Source organism: Streptosporangium saharense, assembly GCF_014203715.1.
Classification (GTDB): domain Bacteria; phylum Actinomycetota; class Actinomycetes; order Streptosporangiales; family Streptosporangiaceae; genus Streptosporangium; species Streptosporangium saharense.
The window spans coordinates 35,000-50,055 of record NZ_JACHJP010000003.1; the positions used below are offsets into that span (position 1 = coordinate 35,000).

The window sequence follows — 15,056 nt, forward strand, 5'->3', positions numbered from 1 at the left end:
TTCAGGCTCCGGACAGCTCGCGCAGCCGTACGGCGGCGGCGGGGATCCTGTCCTCGCCGAACACCGAGACGCCGTGCCGTTCGAGCAGGGCGGTGGTGACCCCGGCGCCGGGCAGGCGGCCGCCGCCGAAGGTGCCGTCGTGGACGGTCAGGCTCCCGCAGGAGGGGCTGCCCTCCTTCAGGATCGCCACCCGCGCGCCGCAGGAGAGCGCCGCGTCGAGCGCCGCCCGCGCCCCGGCGAGGAAGGCCGCCGTCACGTCGGTCCCGTCCGCCGTGAGCACCCTGGCCGTCCCGGACAGTACGGCCCCGCCGCCCGCGCCACCCTCGATCTCGGCGGGCGGCCGGGGAACGGGAAGGCCGCCCTCGACCTCGGGGCAGAACGGCACCAGCCGTCCCTCGGCCCGCCAGGCGGCCAGCAGCGCGTCACCGCTGGTCTTCGCGGCCCCGTCGAAGCGGACCCGCCGTCCCATGAGGCAGGCGCTGACCAGGATTCTCTCCACGGAACCAGCGTATGCCGAAGCGGAGAATGGGGCGGCGACGGCGGGCAGTACCCTACTGCCCATGCCTCCTGCCACGGTGGCCGTCACGGTGATGTCCCGATGATCGGCCCGCTCGCGACCGCCCTGATCATCCTGGCGCTGGTCATCGTGCTGGCCGCCGTCGTGGCCGCGGGCCGTAACCGGCCGATGGGCACCGTGCTGCTCGTCATGCTCGCGCTGCTCGAACTCGGCCTGCTCGTCCAGGCGGGCTTCGCGGTCGCCGGGGTGGTCGGGGGCAGGGAGCTGGAGGAGACGGCGACCTTCGTCGGCTACCTCGTGGGGGCGCTGTTGATCCCGCCGGGGGCGGTCTTCCTCGGGCTCGCCGAGCGTTCGCGCTGGGGCTCCGCGGTGGTCGCGGTCGGCGCCTTCGCGGTCTGCGTCATGGTGGGACGGCTGCTGCAGCTCTGGCAGGGGACGGCATGAGCGAACCGGCGATCGGCTCGGGGCCGGGACGCGCGCTGGTCGCGGTCTACGGGATCTTCGCGCTGGCCGCGGGGGCACGGGCCGGGGTGCAGATCGCGACCCGCTTCGGCGAGGCGCCGCTGGCCTACTCGCTGTCGGCGTTCGCCGCGCTGGTCTACCTCGTGCTGGCCGTGGCGCTGGTCAGGGGGGAGCGGCGCCTGGCCCTGGCCGCCTGCGGCGTCGAGCTGGCGGGGGTGCTGATTGTCGGCACGCTGAGCCTGGCCGACCCCGCGGCCTTCCCGCACGCGACGGTCTGGTCGGGCTACGGCAGCGGTTACGTCTTCATCCCTCTTGTGCTGCCGGTGCTGGGCCTTTACTGGCTTTTGCGGCGCGGGTAGTTACGTCCCCGGATCGTCGGGCAGGTGCGCCTTTCGAACCCACGAGAGGGAGGCAGACCTGTGAGCACGATCGAACAGTCCGTCGATGTGAACGTCCCGATCAGGACGGCCTACAACCAGTGGACCCAGTTCGAGAGCTTTCCCGAGTTCATGGAGGGCGTCGAGTCGGTCAAGCAGCTGGGTGACACCCGGACCGCGTGGGCCGTGGAGATCGCGGGCGTCCACCGTGAGTTCGAGGCCGAGATCACCGAGCAGCACCCGGACGAGCGGGTGGCGTGGAAGTCCCTCGGTCAGCCGCACCAGGCGGGGGTGGTGACCTTCCACCACCTGTCCCCCGAGACCACCCGTGTCACGCTCCAGATGGAGTACGAGCCCGAGGGCTTCGTCGAGACCGCGGGTGACTGGCTGCAGATCGTCCGTCTCCGCGTCCGCGGCGACCTGGAGCGTTTCAAGACGTTCATCGAGTCGCGTGGCAACGAGAGCGGCGCCTGGCGCGGTGAGGTCCCCGGTCCCCACGACCGTGGAGGCTCGGGCTTCGGTGGTGGCGGCGTGACCGTCACCGACAGGCCCGGGGACGGCGGCTACGGCTACGACGAGCCGGTTCCGCCGCGCACGGTCGGCCAGGACTACCCGCCGTCCTCCCCGCTGGCCCCTCCCGGCAGCGGCCCGCTGCCCGGGGCGGGAAGGCGCCCCGGCGAGGAGCCGCCCGCCGCACCGGGACCGCGCATCTGAGGTCTCTCTGAGGTGAGGAGAGCCGGGTCACGCTCTGTAAGGGAGAGCGTGACCCGGCTTTCACTGTGTCAGGGCTTTGGCAAGCTTGCGCATTGCCAGGAACAAACCAACTTTTAGGTCCTGTTACAGTTGGAGTCAGCCAATCATCCTACGATTGGGTGAATTCGACTGAGGAGGACTGAACCCCGCATGAGCGTGCTAACCCATCAGACTCGGGGCCGCACCGGTGGAACGACAGGGTCTTTCGCCTGGTTGCTCGTGCTGGGAATCGTCCTCGCCGCACTGAACCTGCGCACCGCGGTCACCAGCGTGGGGCCGGTGCTCGACCGCATCTCCTCCGGCCTCGGCATGTCGGGCGTCGGAGTAGGGCTCCTCACCACACTACCCGTTCTCATCTTCGCCTCGGTCGGTGCCGTGACACCGGCCCTGGCCAGGAAGATCGGCGAGCACCGGCTGCTGCTGAGCGCCCTGGTCGCCCTGGGCGCCGGACTGCTCGTCCGCGCCATGGTCGACTCCGCCGAGGTCTTCCTGTTCAGCAGCGCGCTCGCGCTGTCCGGCGGCGCCGTGGGCAACGTGCTCATCCCCACCCTGATCAAGCGCCACTTCCCCGGCCGGGCCGGGACCATGACCACCGTCTACACCACTGCCCTCGCGGCCGGCACGATGCTCGCCGCCGCCGCGACCGTTCCGATCGAACGGGCCGCCGACGGCAACTGGCACGTTGCCCTCGGGGTGTGGGCGGCGTTGGCCGCTGTCGCCGCCATTCCGTGGCTTGCGCTGTCGCGCAGTGAGCCGGAGCGGGACACGGGCAGCACCGACTTCGGTCCCCGGAGCCTGGTCAGGAGCAAGCTGGCCTGGGCGGTCGCCGCCTACTTCGGCACGCAGAGCATGGTCGCCTACATCATGTTCGGCTTCCTGCCGAAGATGCTCATCGACGGCGGCTACACCGCGGGCCAGGCCGGGCTGACGCTGGGCGTCTTCACCGCGATCGGCATCCCGGTCTCCATGGTGGTGCCGTGGATCGCCTCGAAGTTCGCCGACCAGCGGCCCGTCGTCGCGGCCTTCGTGGCCTTCTACACGGTCGGGTTCCTCGGTCTGTGGCTCGTCCCCGCCGTTCCCGCCTGGCTGTTCGCCGTACTCGTCGGAATCGGGATGGGATCGTTCCCGCTGGCGCTGACCATGCTGGCCCTGCGCACCCGCACTCCTGAGGCGACCGCCGCGCTGTCCGCCTTCGGGCAGAGCGCCGGATACCTCATCGCGGGTGCCGGTCCCCTGGTCGTCGGCGTGATGCACGAGGCGAGCGGAGGCTGGTCCCTGGCCTTCCTGCTGCTGCTCGTGGTCGTCGGGGTGCAGCTGGCCACCGGCTGGTACGCCGGCCGGGCGCGCTACCTGGAGGACGAGGCCGCCCTGACCCCCTGAACACCCGGTCTTTCGCGGTACGGCCCGTGCCTCCTCGGGGGCGGCGCGGGCCGTACTCATGTGGCTGACATGATGGAGGGGCGGAAAGGGGACAGGGGGGAAGAATGGTGATCGAGGGATCGACGCTCGTCGGCTATCCGTCGGGGGAGGTCACAGGGCGCTCCACGGTCGTGGCGCGGGTGCCCGTGGGGGAGCGGCACGGGACGGTCGTCGCCGAGACCCCCTTCCATCCGCTCGACCACACCTGGCCCGACCAGCCCGCCGACCGGGGGACCGTCGCCGGGATCCCGGTCACCGACTGCATGACCGGCGCGGTGGCCGACGGCGAGCGGCAGGTCCACCTGGGCGAGAACATTCCGGTACGGCGCGGCAGCCCCGGCTGGAGCTGGCTGGTCGTCCACGTCACGCCGGAGCCGGTGCCCGACGGGGAGGTCGATCTCGTGGTGGACGCCGAGCACCGTCACGCGCTCTCCACGGGACACACCGCCTGCCACCTCGCCGCGCTCGCGCTCAACGCGGCGCTGGCCGACCGGTGGCGCAAGGAGGTCCCCGCCGACGGCCTGGGGCACCCCGACTTCGACCAGACGGCCATCGCCTCCTCGCGAATCCTGCCGGGCGGCAGCCTCGACGTCTACCGGCTGGGCAGATCGCTGCGGCGGAAGGGCTTCGCCGTGGAAGGGCTCGGGGAGAGCCTCCCGGAGATCACTCGGCGGGTCGGCGACACGCTGAAGGAGTGGGTCGCGGCCGACGCCCCGGTCACGATCGAGAGCCCGGGACGTGAGCTGACCGCGCGCCGTACCTGGCGGTGCGGTCTGCCGGAGGGGGAGGCGGCCATCCCGTGCGGCGGCACCCACCTGGCGAGCACCGCCCGGCTCGGCGCCGTCGCCGTCGCCCTCGAACTGTCCGGGGACGGCACCGAACTGACCATGCGCACCACCGCGGGCTGACGCCGTTCCCGCCTGCGGAGATGCTCTCCGAGAAGCCCGTGACCATAACGTCTGGGACGTATCTCGCTACCCGTGACGTGACATGACCCAGTAGATGACGTTTTCTGACGAGCATTTACCATCTCATTGCGCAAGTTGATGAGAAAAGAGGGGGATCATGGCAGGAGTGGCCGTCGCCGAACTCGGTGCCGCCCGCCAGAGCAGACAGCTCTGGCTCACCCTCTTCGCCCTCTCCATGGCCGGGATGGTCGTCTCCGTCCAGCAGACCGTGGTCATCCCGCTGCTGCCGAGGATGATGGTCACCTTCGGCGTCTCGGTCGACGAGGTCGCCTGGGTCTTCACCGCCTCCCTGCTGGTGGGCGCGGTCGCCACGCCGTTGCTGTCCCGCCTGGGGGACATGTACGGAAAAAAGCGGATGATTCTGTTCACCGTCGGCCTGCTCGTCCTGGGCTCCGTGATCTGCGCCGTCTCGCTCACCCTGCCTGTGCTGATCGTGGGCCGCGCCCTCCAGGGGGCCTCCGCCGCGCTGATCCCCCTGGCCATCGGCATGATCAGGGACAGCTTCCCTGCCCACCGGGTGATGACCGCGATCGGCGTGGTCAGCGCGACCATGGGCGTCGGCGGCAACATCGGCATGATCGTCACCGGTCTCATCGCCGACAGGACGCCCAGCCACCACCCGGTCTTCTGGATCACCGCCGGGCTCGGCGTGGTCGCGGTCGTCCTCATCGCCCTGAGCGCCCACGACACCGGGATCCGCGCCGGGGGCCGTCTCGACTTCGTCGGCGCGCTGCTGCTGTCGGCCTGGCTGGTCTGCCTGCTGCTCGCGGTCTCCAAGGGCAACGACTGGGGCTGGAGCTCCCCCCGGGTGACCGCCCTGTTCGCCGCCACCGCGGCCATCTGCGCGGTGTGGGTGTTCAGCCAGCTCAGGCTCAGGGCGCCGATGGTCCGGCTCGACCTGCTCGTCGGCCGCAGGTCGCTGCCCGCCAACCTGGCCGCGCTGCTGCTCGGCTTCGCGATGTTCGGCTCCTTCACGCTGGTCTCCAGCTTCGTGCAGACCCCGCCCTCGGCCGGGTACGGCTTCGGCGGATCGGTCCTTGACGTCGGCCTCTACGCCCTGCCGAGCACCGTGACCATGCTGCTGTCGTCCTTCATGGCGGGACGGATCTCCGGCCGCCTCGGCGCCGCCCGCTCCCTGGCCGTCGGCGCGGGCATCACGGCGGCCGCCTTCGGCTGGTTCGCGATCTTCAACACCTCGGTGCTGGACCTGATCGGCGCCAACACGCTGCAGGGACTCGGCTTCGGGATCGCCTACGCGGCCCTGGGGACGCTGGCCGTACAGCATGTGCCGATGGACCAGAGCGGCATCGCCAGCGGGGTCAACTCCCTGGTCCGCTCCATCGGGGGCAGCGCCTCGGGAGCGGTGACCGCCGCGCTGCTGACCTCGATCACCATCGGGAACAGCGCCGTCCCCGCGCGTGGCGCCTACGTGCTGTCCTTCACGATCGTCGCGGTGAGCGCCGTGGCCTCCGCCCTGGTCGCCCTCGCCGCCGTCGCGATGGCACGAGGGGTCCCGGAAGTCGGCTAAGATTTCTCCTGCACCACAAGGGGCTATGGCGCAGCTGGTAGCGCGCCTCCATGGCATGGAGGAGGTCTGGGGTTCGAATCCCCATAGCTCCACAGCGAACACGAGGTCCCGTCCGATCCGGACGGGACTTCGTTGTTTTTCCGATGCGGCCACGGTGGGCCGGGGATCGGGAAACGCCATCGGGTTGCCCTTGTGCTCAAAGACACGTATCTTTCGAGCAGGCACGGAGTTCGGAATTGGGTCTGAACCACCGCCGACACGCTTTCAGGTGCCTGGTCTCGTTGTTTATGACCTGGCACCGCATCCTTCTCTCCTCGAGTCGACTGGACCTGATGCGTCCTTTCGGCTGAAAGGACGCATCCCCATGGCCATTTACTCCCAGCATGCGAATCGTGGAAAAGTACAGATTCTGGCCACCTATCGTGCGCCGGACGCCGTTCGGTCGGTGACCGTGACGAGCGTGGAGAACGCCGCGCTTGCCACACCCCTGGTGAATGCGCTCAACAGAGTCTCCGCTTATGCGACCGTGCCCGTCGCCGTGTGGGACGAGCGCGGAAGGGGCGTGAAGGGATATCCCGCCGACCACCTCGCCGCGCTCGTTGACGAGAAGGCGCGAGAGGATCTGCTGAAGGGGGCGCACAGCCTCTGGTACGCGTACGTGAAACTGCTGCTCAACCAGGCCCTGATCGAGCTGGACGCCGCGACGTCTTCGCTGCCCGCCCCCGTCCGGGCAGCGGTCAAAGCCGAGCTCGAAACGGAGGCGGGCGCCTTGGCCGTCTCCTCAGAGGACTCCGACGTCGAGGAGACGGAAGACACGCGCCTGTGCGAGATTAAAAATCCGTTCGTCACCTTCGACAGTCACCGAGGGAATATCTACCTCGGCGATCCTCACTGTCTGGAAGGAGAACACTCCCGCTTTGACCGTCTCGAAAACGGCGCTTTCCCCGAGCGCCTTGAACGGGCGGTTGATGACCTGCGGCTTCTCTACGACGTCTACGTTCGGTGTGACAACGATGAAGTGAATTTCGTCATAGATAGATCTCTCTCCATCGAGTACGAACCCTTGGACGAGTCGGGTCGCTACTTTCTCAGCATTCTCGCCCCCATGCCCGTCGATGACGACGACGCCTGGAATCTGGAGATCGTGCAATGGATACCCGATGACCCGGAGGACGATGACGGTTCCGCGACCGGAGAGCCAGTTCTTCGCTGTGTTCGAGCGACCCCACCTACCGCCTCCGAGCTCATAGAGGTGCTGAACCTTGGCGGGAAGCGAGCCCGGCAACTGGCTGACTGGGCGGCGACTCCCGTCGGAGAGGCACTTGAGGGGACGACGTTCGTGGTGACCCACCGCTACGACAACTAGTGCGTCCTGGGAAGTGATCTTCGAAGGTCCCGTCCGGCTCGGGCGGGACCTCGTTGTTCCTACCGAGGTGGGTGTCCCGCTTTTGCGGGAAATGTCTTGGTGAAGTAGCGTTGCGCACGTGACTGCCGGGTCGGCCTTGGGCCACGCACCAGAGAGCAGCCCGGCTGACGTTTGATCGCCGGGCGGGCACGTGGCCCGCCGCATTCTTCTCCATTCAGTACGGCAAAGCAGTAATGCGACCACCAATGGAGAAGAGTGGATTTCAACAAGCAGATCATCGACGAGTTCCGGGCCAACAACGGCCAGGTCGGCGGCTATTTCGAGGGAGCGAGACTGCTCCTGCTCACCACCGTCGGCGCCCGTTCGGGCAGGCCGCACACGACCCCGCTCGGCTACCTGCCGGACGGCGGCGACCGCATGCTGGTCATCGCCTCCGCGGGGGGAGCGCCGACCAACCCGGCGTGGTACCACAACCTGAGGGCCAACCCACGCGCCACCGTGGAGACCGGCGTCCTCGACTTCGACGTCGAGGCGGAGATCCTGGAGGGCGCGGAGCGGGACGCGGCGTTCGCCCGCGCGGTCGAGGGCGACCCCGGCTGGGCCGACTACCAGGCCAAGACCACACGCGTCATCCCGGTCGTCGCGCTCCGCGTGACCGGTCCGCCCCGGAGCAACGCGCCGTCCGGCGGCGCCTACCTCAGGCTGGTGCACGACGGCTTCCGCCGCGAACTCGCGCTGATCCGCAAGGAGCTGTCGGAGTCGGGACGGCCCGGCCTGGGCGTTCAGCTGCGGATCAACTGCCTGACCGTCTGCCAGGGACTGCACCATCACCACACGGGCGAGGACACCATGATGTTCCCCGCCCTCGCCGAACGGCATCCCTCGCTCGCCCCCGCCCTGGAGCGGCTGACAAGGGAGCACGGGCGCGTCGCCGTACTCGTGGAGGAGTTGAAGCGGGCCCTGTCCGGTGAGGATCCGCAGCAGGTGCGGGCCGAGGTCGAACGGCTCACCGACGAGCTCGAAGCGCACCTGACGTACGAGGAGGAGCAACTGATCCCGATCCTCGACCTCGCCTGAACCCCGGGCGGGACCTCGTCGCGCGGCACGGGGATCGGATGGGCCGGGTGACGCGTCTATCCGACATGAGATGGTTTTCGATCATCGTGCTCCTCGTGCTCGCGACGGCCTGCGGTTCCGGCCGCGCGCCCGTCACCGCCGAGGAGTTCGCCGACCGTGCCCGTGAGGTCGCCGGCCACTGGCGGGACTCGGCGGAGCGGGAGCCATGGGTCGCGGGGTTCGTCCCGCTGCGGAATCTCACCCTGGAGCCCGACTGGAAAAGCACGCCTCGCTGGGTCGGACGGAGCGAGATCAACAGCGCCTGGAGGCTGGAGACCGACCTCCCGGTCGAGGCGCCCGCCCCGGCCACGCTGCGCTGGGTCGACGGGGGCACGCTGAGCGTGCCGGTCCTGACGGCCGCGGCCGCCTACGCCGGGCTGAGCAAGCCCAAGTCCTTCGTCGACGAGAAGTGCCCGGCCGGGGGCTGCCGGCCGCTGCGCGTGGTCGCGGTGGCGCGGGGTGAGGCCACGGTGCCCAGCAGCCGGGGGGAGGTTCGGGTTCCGACGTGGGACTTCACCGTTGAGGGGGTGCCACGGCCGTTCCGGCGGGTGGCGGTCGATCCGGCCGCGATGGGCGGGCCGCCCCGGCCGCTCGACGACGGGATCCAGGAGGTGAGCACCTACGAGGTGCACGCGCCGACCAGGCTCAGGCTGAGCTACGAGCACGGCGTCTGCGACACGACGTACGGCGCACGCGTCCACGAGACACCGGAGGCGGTGGTCGTCGACGTCGATGTCCGGGACGACGACGTGAGGGTCTGCGTCGCGATGGGCAGGACGGACGTTGCCGAGGTGACACTGCGGGAGCCCCTGGGGCGCCGGGTGGTGCTGGACTCCGGCAGCGGGTTGCCCGTGCTTCCGGAGAGCGACGTCCACCTGGGTCGGTTCAAGAACTACGACCCGCGCCGCTCGTGACCCGGTGGCAGGTCGATTTGTCGGTATGGAGGGCCGTGAATACCCTGGGGGGTATGGAGCTGACGGAATCGATGGTGGGCGACGCCGTGACGCGGCTGCGCCGGGCACATGGGCAACTCGCCGGGGTGATCTCGATGATCGAGGCGGGGGAGGACTGCGTGAAGGTCCTGACCCAGCTCGCGGCGGTGTCCAAGGCGCTCGACCGGGCGGGGTTCAAGATCGTGGCCAGCGGTCTGAAGCACTGCCAGGACGCCGAGGCCCGTGGGGAGCAGGCTCCGATGAGGCTGGAGGAACTGGAGAAGCTCTTCCTGTCCCTGGCCTGAACCGGGCGGCGGGGTGCCCGCTCGCCATGTGTCCCACACATACCCCCCGGAGTATCTATGGAAGGAAGGCCCACGATGGAGGTCATCTCGTTCCGCACACCCGGTCTCGGGGACCAGAGCTACCTGCTCGTCCACGAGGGACGCGGTGTTCTCGTCGATCCCCAGCGCGACGTCGGCCGCTTCCTCGACGTGGCCGCCGAGCGCGACGTCGAGCTGCGCCTCGTGCTGGAGACCCACCTGCACAACGACTACGTCTCCGGCGGCGCTCAGGCGGCGTCGCGCACCGGCGCCGAGCTGGTGCTTCCCGTCGCGGCCGCGACGGCCTACCCGTACACCCCGGCCTTCCACCTTGAGGACATCCCCGGTGAAGGCGGCCTGACCATCCGCCCGCTGCACACGCCGGGCCACACCCCGGAGCACACCAGCTACCTGGTGCTGGTCGACGGCGAACCGGCTGCGGTCTTCTCCGGCGGCAGCCTGCTGGTCTCCGCCGCGGGACGGCCCGACCTGCTCGGACCCGAGCGCGCCCGCACCCTGGCCAGACTGCAGTACGGCTCGCTGCACCGGCTGGCCGCGCTGCCCGGCGAGGTGGACCTGTTCCCGACCCACGGCGAGGGGTCCTTCTGCGGCACGGCCGGAGTGGGCCGCCACACCTCCACGATCGCCGACGAACACCGGGACAACCCGCTGCTCGCGCTGCCCGACGCCGATACCTTCGCCGACGAACTGCTGACCGAACCCATGCCGATCCCGGCCTTCTACGCCCACGTGGGACCGGCCAACCTCCTCGGGGCACCCGCCATGCCGGACGGACGGCCCCCGGAGATCCCGGTCGAGGAGATCCCCCGCGACGCGCGTGTCGTGGACATCCGGCCGCGTGCCGTACAGGCCGCAGGTTTCCTGCCAGGCTCGACCGGCGTCGCGATCGGCGACGACTTCGGTAGCTGGGTGGGTTGGCTGGTGCCGTACGGCGAGGCGATCGTGCTGGTGGCCGAGCCTGGGCAGGACGTCTCCGAGGCCCTCACCCAGCTGGCCAGGGTCGGCATCGACGACGTGCGGGGCGTCGTGCGTGATCTCGGCCGGTACGCGAGTGCGCGCTTCGAACTGCTCGACCTGACGGCCTTCCTCGGGCGGATGCCCGGGGCCCGGGTGCTGGATGTGCGCATGCCCAGCGAGTGGCGGGCCGATCCGCTGCCCGGCGCGGTCGAGCGCTTCCTGCCGGACCTGGTCTCCCAGGGCCTTCCCGGGCGGCTCCGGGGTGAGCGGCAGGTGCCGGTGGTCTGCGGCTCCGGGCGCCGCGCCGCTATCGCCGCGACGATCCTCACCCGCCACGGCCTGCATCCTGTTGTGCTGGACGGCGCCGGGGCGGCACAGGTGGCGGCGGCCCTGGCCACGCGCGAAGGGGTCCGCTGACCGGGCGTTTGCGGACGCGTCTCCGGGGCAGCCGCAGGCGGGTAGACCCATGGCGGCCCCACAGGAGGATCCATGCTGCGGCAGGCGGGCGGAGCGGGCACGGTCGCGGTGATCGCCCACCGGCGGAAGACACTCGGCGGCGGTCTGGACGAGCTGCGCAGGCTCGTCGCGGACGAGGGCGTGGACAAGCTGCTGTGGTACGAGGTGCCGAAGAGCAAGAAGGCGCCGAAACAGGTGCGCAAAGCGCTCAAGGAGGGCGCCGAGCTGGTCCTGGTGTGGGGTGGGGACGGCATGGTGCAGCGGTGCGTCGACGCGCTCGCCGGTTCCGGGGTGCCCGTCGGGATCATCCCCGCGGGGACGGCCAACCTCTTCGCCCAGAACCTCGGCGTCCCCGAGGACCTTCCCAAGGCCGTGCGGATCGCCTTCGGCGGCAAGGAGAGGAAGCTCGACCTGGGCAGGGTCAACGGCGAGCACTTCGCCGTCATGGCCGGGGTCGGCTTCGACGCCGAGATGATCAAGGACGCGGACCGGGGGCTGAAGGACAGGCTGGGCAGGGTCGCCTACCTGTGGACTGGACTGCGGCACATCCGGGGGGACCTCGTCTCGATGACCGTGAAGATCGACGGTGTCCCGTGGTTCGAGGGGGAGGCGAGCTGCCTGCTGTTCGGCAACGTCGGGACCATCACCGGGGGCATCGAGGCCTTCGACGACGCGCGACCGGACGACGGCTGGCTGGAGGTCGGCGTCACCACGGCGAAGGGACCCGTCCAGTGGGCCCGGGTGCTCGGAAGGATGAGCGCGGGCCGTTCGGACGAGTCCCCATTTGTCAGGATGACCCGGGCGCGCAAGGTGACCGTCAGGCTCGGCGCCCCCATGACCTACGAGCTGGACGGCGGCGCCAAGGGAACCGTCACCCGGCTCAAGGCGAAGGTCGTGCCCGGCGGGATCACCGTCCGCGTCCCCTGACCCCGTGGACTATCCGGTCGTCACGGCGAGCTGGATCTCGGTGACCCACCCCTCGTGGTCGTCCGGGCATTCGAGGCTGACCTCCCTGGCCAGGCCCAGGCTGCGGTAGCCGTGCTCCTCGACCCAGTGGGCCAGGATCTGGTAGGTCGCGTCGACCTGCTCCATCGGCCCCCGGTGGATGATGGTCGCGGCCTTCTCGACCTCGGGCAGGTCCACGATCGCGAAGTCGTGCTCTGGGGACGGCTGGGCCGCCACCTCGACCCCGGCGTGCACGACGACCGAGCCGTCCTCGGCGGGCTCGTAGCAGGAGATGCCGTACCCCGAGGGCGCGACCCCCGCCCTTCCGAGGCGCTGGAACAGCTCCTCGTACAGGGGCTGGATGACGGGACCGATCTCCTCGCTGTCGTAGCTCGCCGCCACGGCGCTGACCTCCGCGACCCGCACCGGCGGGACGCGCTTGACGACGACCTCTTCGACGGCCATGTGGCCCTCCCTCTCCATCGTCCGGAGCCTCGCCTCGATCCGCAGCAGCCGCGCGGTGTCCGCGGCGATGCGCTCCTCAAGCTCGGCGCGGCGCAGCCGTACCATGCCGTGGAGTTCCGTCACGGTCACCTTCTCGTCGAGGATCGCGCGCACCTGCTGCAGGGTGAGGCCGAGATCCTTCAACGCGAGGACGCGGTTGAGGCGCGAGAGCTGTTCGGCGCGGTAGAAGCGGTAGCCGCTGGCCGGATCGACGTGGGCGGGCCGCAGCAGCCCGAGCGCGTCGTAGTGGCGCAGCATCCGTACCGAAACACGGCCGAGCTGGGCGAAGTCTCCGATGCTGAACATGATGGTTCCAGGTATACGGACTCACACGGTGTCAGGGTCAAACGGCCGTTCTCAGGTGAGGGCCGCGAAGGCTCCGGCGCCGACGAGGGCCACGGCCCAGGCGAGGTCGAGGTTGAACCACGCCTTGCGCAGCACCGCCACCCCCAGTTTCTCGTAGACCAGCAGGGCGATCGCCGTGACCGTCGAGAGCATCGCCACGGTGTGGACCGCCGTCGCCAGCAGGCTCTGCGAGGCGAGTACGGCGGCGCCGTGGCCACCGCGCAGGGTGATCGGGAGCACCATCAGACCCGCCCCGTGCGCGGTGGCCATCAGGAACGACCACCCGGCAAGCTGCCACCGGGTCACCCGCATGCCGACCCAGCGGGGGTGGCGGCGCCGTACGATCCGCCAGATCCCGAAGCCGCACACCACGGCGGCGACGCCGTACGAGACGGCCTTGGGGGGAACGGCCAGCCGCGCGAGGGACACCAGCGCGAGCGTGACCAGCACCGAGCCCGCGTGGCCCAGCACGATGGGCGGCAGGGCCCGCAGCACCGCGGCGCGTGAGCGCTCCTGCAGGCCGAGGGCGACGGCGAACAGCCAGCCCATGGCCGGGTTCAGGCCGTGGAAGGCACCGAGACCGGCCAGGACCAGCACGGACGTCAGGTCCATGAGGCCCGCAGGAGCGTTCATGAAGGAGGCCGACCCCTTTCCGCGATCGGACGAATCAGGACGGGAAGCAGTAGGAGTCGGAGGAGGAGTCGCCTCCCTGGAGCCTGATCTGGTGGGCGCGGCGGCCGTCCGAGGCGAAGTCGACGAAGAAGTCCTCGTCGAGGGTGAGCGAACCGTCGTCGCCGATGTCCACCTTGGCGATCCAACTGGAGACGCCGTCGGGGTAGAAGACGTCGTCCCAGGAGCGGTAGAGCGAGTTGGAGAAGTAGACCCGCCGCCCGTCCCTGCTGGCCTCGACCATCTGCGGACCGCCGTTCAGCGCCCGCTCCGGGTGCGCGGGGTGCGCGGCGCGGCCGACGATGCCGCCGACGCGCACCGAGCCGGTCTCACGCGGGGAGAACGGCTCTGAGACGTCGTAGGCCTTCAGCTCGCCCGTTCCCCAGCAGGAGACCAGCAGGATGCGGTCGTCGAGGGTCAGCGAGATGTCGGTCACCAGCGGCGGAACCGCCCCGAACTGCTTGAGCGGCTCGGGCAGCAGGTCGGCGTCGGCGGGCTCGGCGGGGATGGTGATGATCTTCTTCGCCTTCCAGACGCCGTTCTCCTGGTACCACGTGAAGATGTTCGCCGACAGGTCCTCGACGCTGATGACCGTGTTGACGAACCCGTGGGTCTTGGACGGGTCGTGCGCGGGACGCAGTTCGAGGGCCATCTGGTGCTGGTCGCCGAGGTCGATCTCCTGCAGGTGCCTGCGCTTGGTCAGGTCCCAGACGTGCAGCCTGTGGCCGTACTGCCTGCCGACCAGCAGGTCGAGCGAGGGGCCCGCCTCGATCTGGTTGGGGGTGCCCCACTCGCTGGTGATCATGGTGTCGTTGCCGAGGTGCCACCAGAAGTCGTAGTGCAGCTCCTGCGGGCCCCGGTCGGCCTCCCAGCGGCCCTTTGGCTCGAAGGTGTCGTGGTCGAGGGTGAAGACGCCGCCGGGCGCGTCGCCGTCCACGTTGCCGAGCGCGCTGACGTAGATCGCGTCGGTGCCGCAGTGGACGGTGTGCGGACGGCTGTAGCCGGTCTTCTCGAAGACGGTCTCCGGCTCGATCGTCTTGACGAGCCTGGGCCGCCGAGGGTCGTCCTTGACGTCGAAGACGTAGATCCTGCTCGACCGCAGCCCCGGCAGGACCAGGTAGCGCCGCTCGACGTGCGGGTGCGGGGCATACGGGCACAGGGCGGCGCTGCAGACGTTCCACCCGAAGTGGTGGAGCTCGTCACCCGCGTTGGGCATGTCGGCGACGCTGACGATCGACCCGTTCGACAGGTCGATCGTGGCGAGCCCGTCGGGACGGCCCTGCCCTTCCGCGTCGAGCAGGGCGACGTAGGCGAGCTCCTCCTTCGGGGCCCGCATGGCGTCGCGGGCCGACGGATAGAAGGTGGGATCGGGCTGGATGAGTGCCACGGGAACTCCTA

Annotated in this window: 16 protein-coding genes and 1 tRNA gene; 13 read left to right on the top strand and 4 right to left on the bottom strand. The window is 69.9% G+C overall.

Annotated features, from left to right (window positions below):
* Position 1 precedes the first annotated feature (1 nt).
* Positions 2-499 carry a 2-thiouracil desulfurase family protein gene (locus FHS44_RS16185; protein ID WP_184715446.1) on the bottom strand — a complete coding sequence of 166 codons (498 nt, stop codon included), beginning with the start codon at positions 497-499 and terminating at the stop codon, positions 2-4.
* Positions 500-598: 99 nt separating this feature from the next.
* Here FHS44_RS16185 and FHS44_RS16190 point away from each other — a divergent pair, with 99 nt between their 5' ends.
* The 13 genes from FHS44_RS16190 (at position 599) to FHS44_RS16250 (ending at position 12,122) form a co-directional block, all read left to right on the top strand.
* The gene (locus FHS44_RS16190) at positions 599-961 is read left to right on the top strand and encodes a hypothetical protein (protein WP_184715448.1); all 363 of its coding nucleotides are present in this window, start codon (positions 599-601) and stop codon (positions 959-961) included.
* Entirely contained in the window at positions 958-1,338 is a 381-nt protein-coding gene (locus FHS44_RS16195; protein WP_184715450.1) for a hypothetical protein, read from the top strand. The genes FHS44_RS16190 and FHS44_RS16195 overlap by 4 nt, the downstream gene beginning before the upstream one ends.
* Positions 1,339-1,398: 60 nt before the next feature.
* A complete protein-coding gene (locus tag FHS44_RS16200; protein WP_184715452.1) occupies positions 1,399-2,070 on the top strand; it encodes an SRPBCC family protein in 672 nt (223 codons plus the stop codon).
* 258 nt (positions 2,071-2,328) lie between these two features.
* Positions 2,329-3,489, top strand: a complete 1,161-nt coding sequence (locus FHS44_RS16205; protein ID WP_312863678.1) for a CynX/NimT family MFS transporter — start codon at positions 2,329-2,331, stop codon at positions 3,487-3,489.
* Positions 3,490-3,593: 104 nt separating this feature from the next.
* Positions 3,594-4,436, top strand: a complete 843-nt coding sequence (locus tag FHS44_RS16210; RefSeq protein ID WP_184715456.1) for an alanyl-tRNA editing protein — start codon at positions 3,594-3,596, stop codon at positions 4,434-4,436.
* Between the two features lie 157 nt (positions 4,437-4,593).
* Entirely contained in the window at positions 4,594-6,024 is a 1,431-nt protein-coding gene (locus FHS44_RS16215; RefSeq protein WP_184715458.1) for an MFS transporter, read from the top strand.
* Positions 6,025-6,043: 19 nt separating this feature from the next.
* Positions 6,044-6,116, top strand: a tRNA-Ala gene (locus FHS44_RS16220).
* A gap of 272 nt (positions 6,117-6,388) precedes the next feature.
* Complete coding sequence (locus tag FHS44_RS16225) at positions 6,389-7,390, top strand: hypothetical protein (protein ID WP_184715460.1); 1,002 nt, start codon at positions 6,389-6,391, stop codon at positions 7,388-7,390.
* Positions 7,391-7,645: 255 nt separating this feature from the next.
* Positions 7,646-8,467, top strand: a complete 822-nt coding sequence (locus FHS44_RS42355) for a nitroreductase/quinone reductase family protein (protein WP_184715462.1) — start codon at positions 7,646-7,648, stop codon at positions 8,465-8,467.
* 65 nt (positions 8,468-8,532) lie between these two features.
* Positions 8,533-9,420, top strand: a complete 888-nt coding sequence (locus FHS44_RS16235; RefSeq protein WP_184715464.1) for a hypothetical protein — start codon at positions 8,533-8,535, stop codon at positions 9,418-9,420.
* A 53-nt stretch (positions 9,421-9,473) separates the two neighbouring features.
* On the top strand, positions 9,474-9,743 hold the full coding sequence (locus tag FHS44_RS16240) for a metal-sensitive transcriptional regulator (RefSeq protein WP_184715466.1): 270 nt from the start codon (positions 9,474-9,476) through the stop codon (positions 9,741-9,743).
* Between the two features lie 75 nt (positions 9,744-9,818).
* On the top strand, positions 9,819-11,156 hold the full coding sequence (locus tag FHS44_RS16245; protein ID WP_184715468.1) for an MBL fold metallo-hydrolase: 1,338 nt from the start codon (positions 9,819-9,821) through the stop codon (positions 11,154-11,156).
* A gap of 72 nt (positions 11,157-11,228) precedes the next feature.
* Positions 11,229-12,122, top strand: coding sequence for a diacylglycerol/lipid kinase family protein (locus FHS44_RS16250; protein ID WP_184715470.1), 894 nt, complete (start codon positions 11,229-11,231; stop codon positions 12,120-12,122).
* A 9-nt stretch (positions 12,123-12,131) separates the two neighbouring features.
* Here FHS44_RS16250 and FHS44_RS16255 read toward each other — a convergent pair whose 3' ends face one another.
* The 3 genes from FHS44_RS16255 to FHS44_RS16265 are packed head-to-tail and all read right to left on the bottom strand — an operon-like array spanning position 12,132 to position 15,045.
* The gene (locus FHS44_RS16255; RefSeq protein ID WP_184715473.1) at positions 12,132-12,950 is read right to left on the bottom strand and encodes a MerR family transcriptional regulator; all 819 of its coding nucleotides are present in this window, start codon (positions 12,948-12,950) and stop codon (positions 12,132-12,134) included.
* Between the two features lie 51 nt (positions 12,951-13,001).
* Positions 13,002-13,622, bottom strand: a complete 621-nt coding sequence (locus tag FHS44_RS16260) for a hypothetical protein (protein ID WP_246435603.1) — start codon at positions 13,620-13,622, stop codon at positions 13,002-13,004.
* Between the two features lie 34 nt (positions 13,623-13,656).
* Complete coding sequence (locus FHS44_RS16265; RefSeq protein WP_184715475.1) at positions 13,657-15,045, bottom strand: selenium-binding protein SBP56-related protein; 1,389 nt, start codon at positions 15,043-15,045, stop codon at positions 13,657-13,659.
* Positions 15,046-15,056 lie beyond the last annotated feature (11 nt).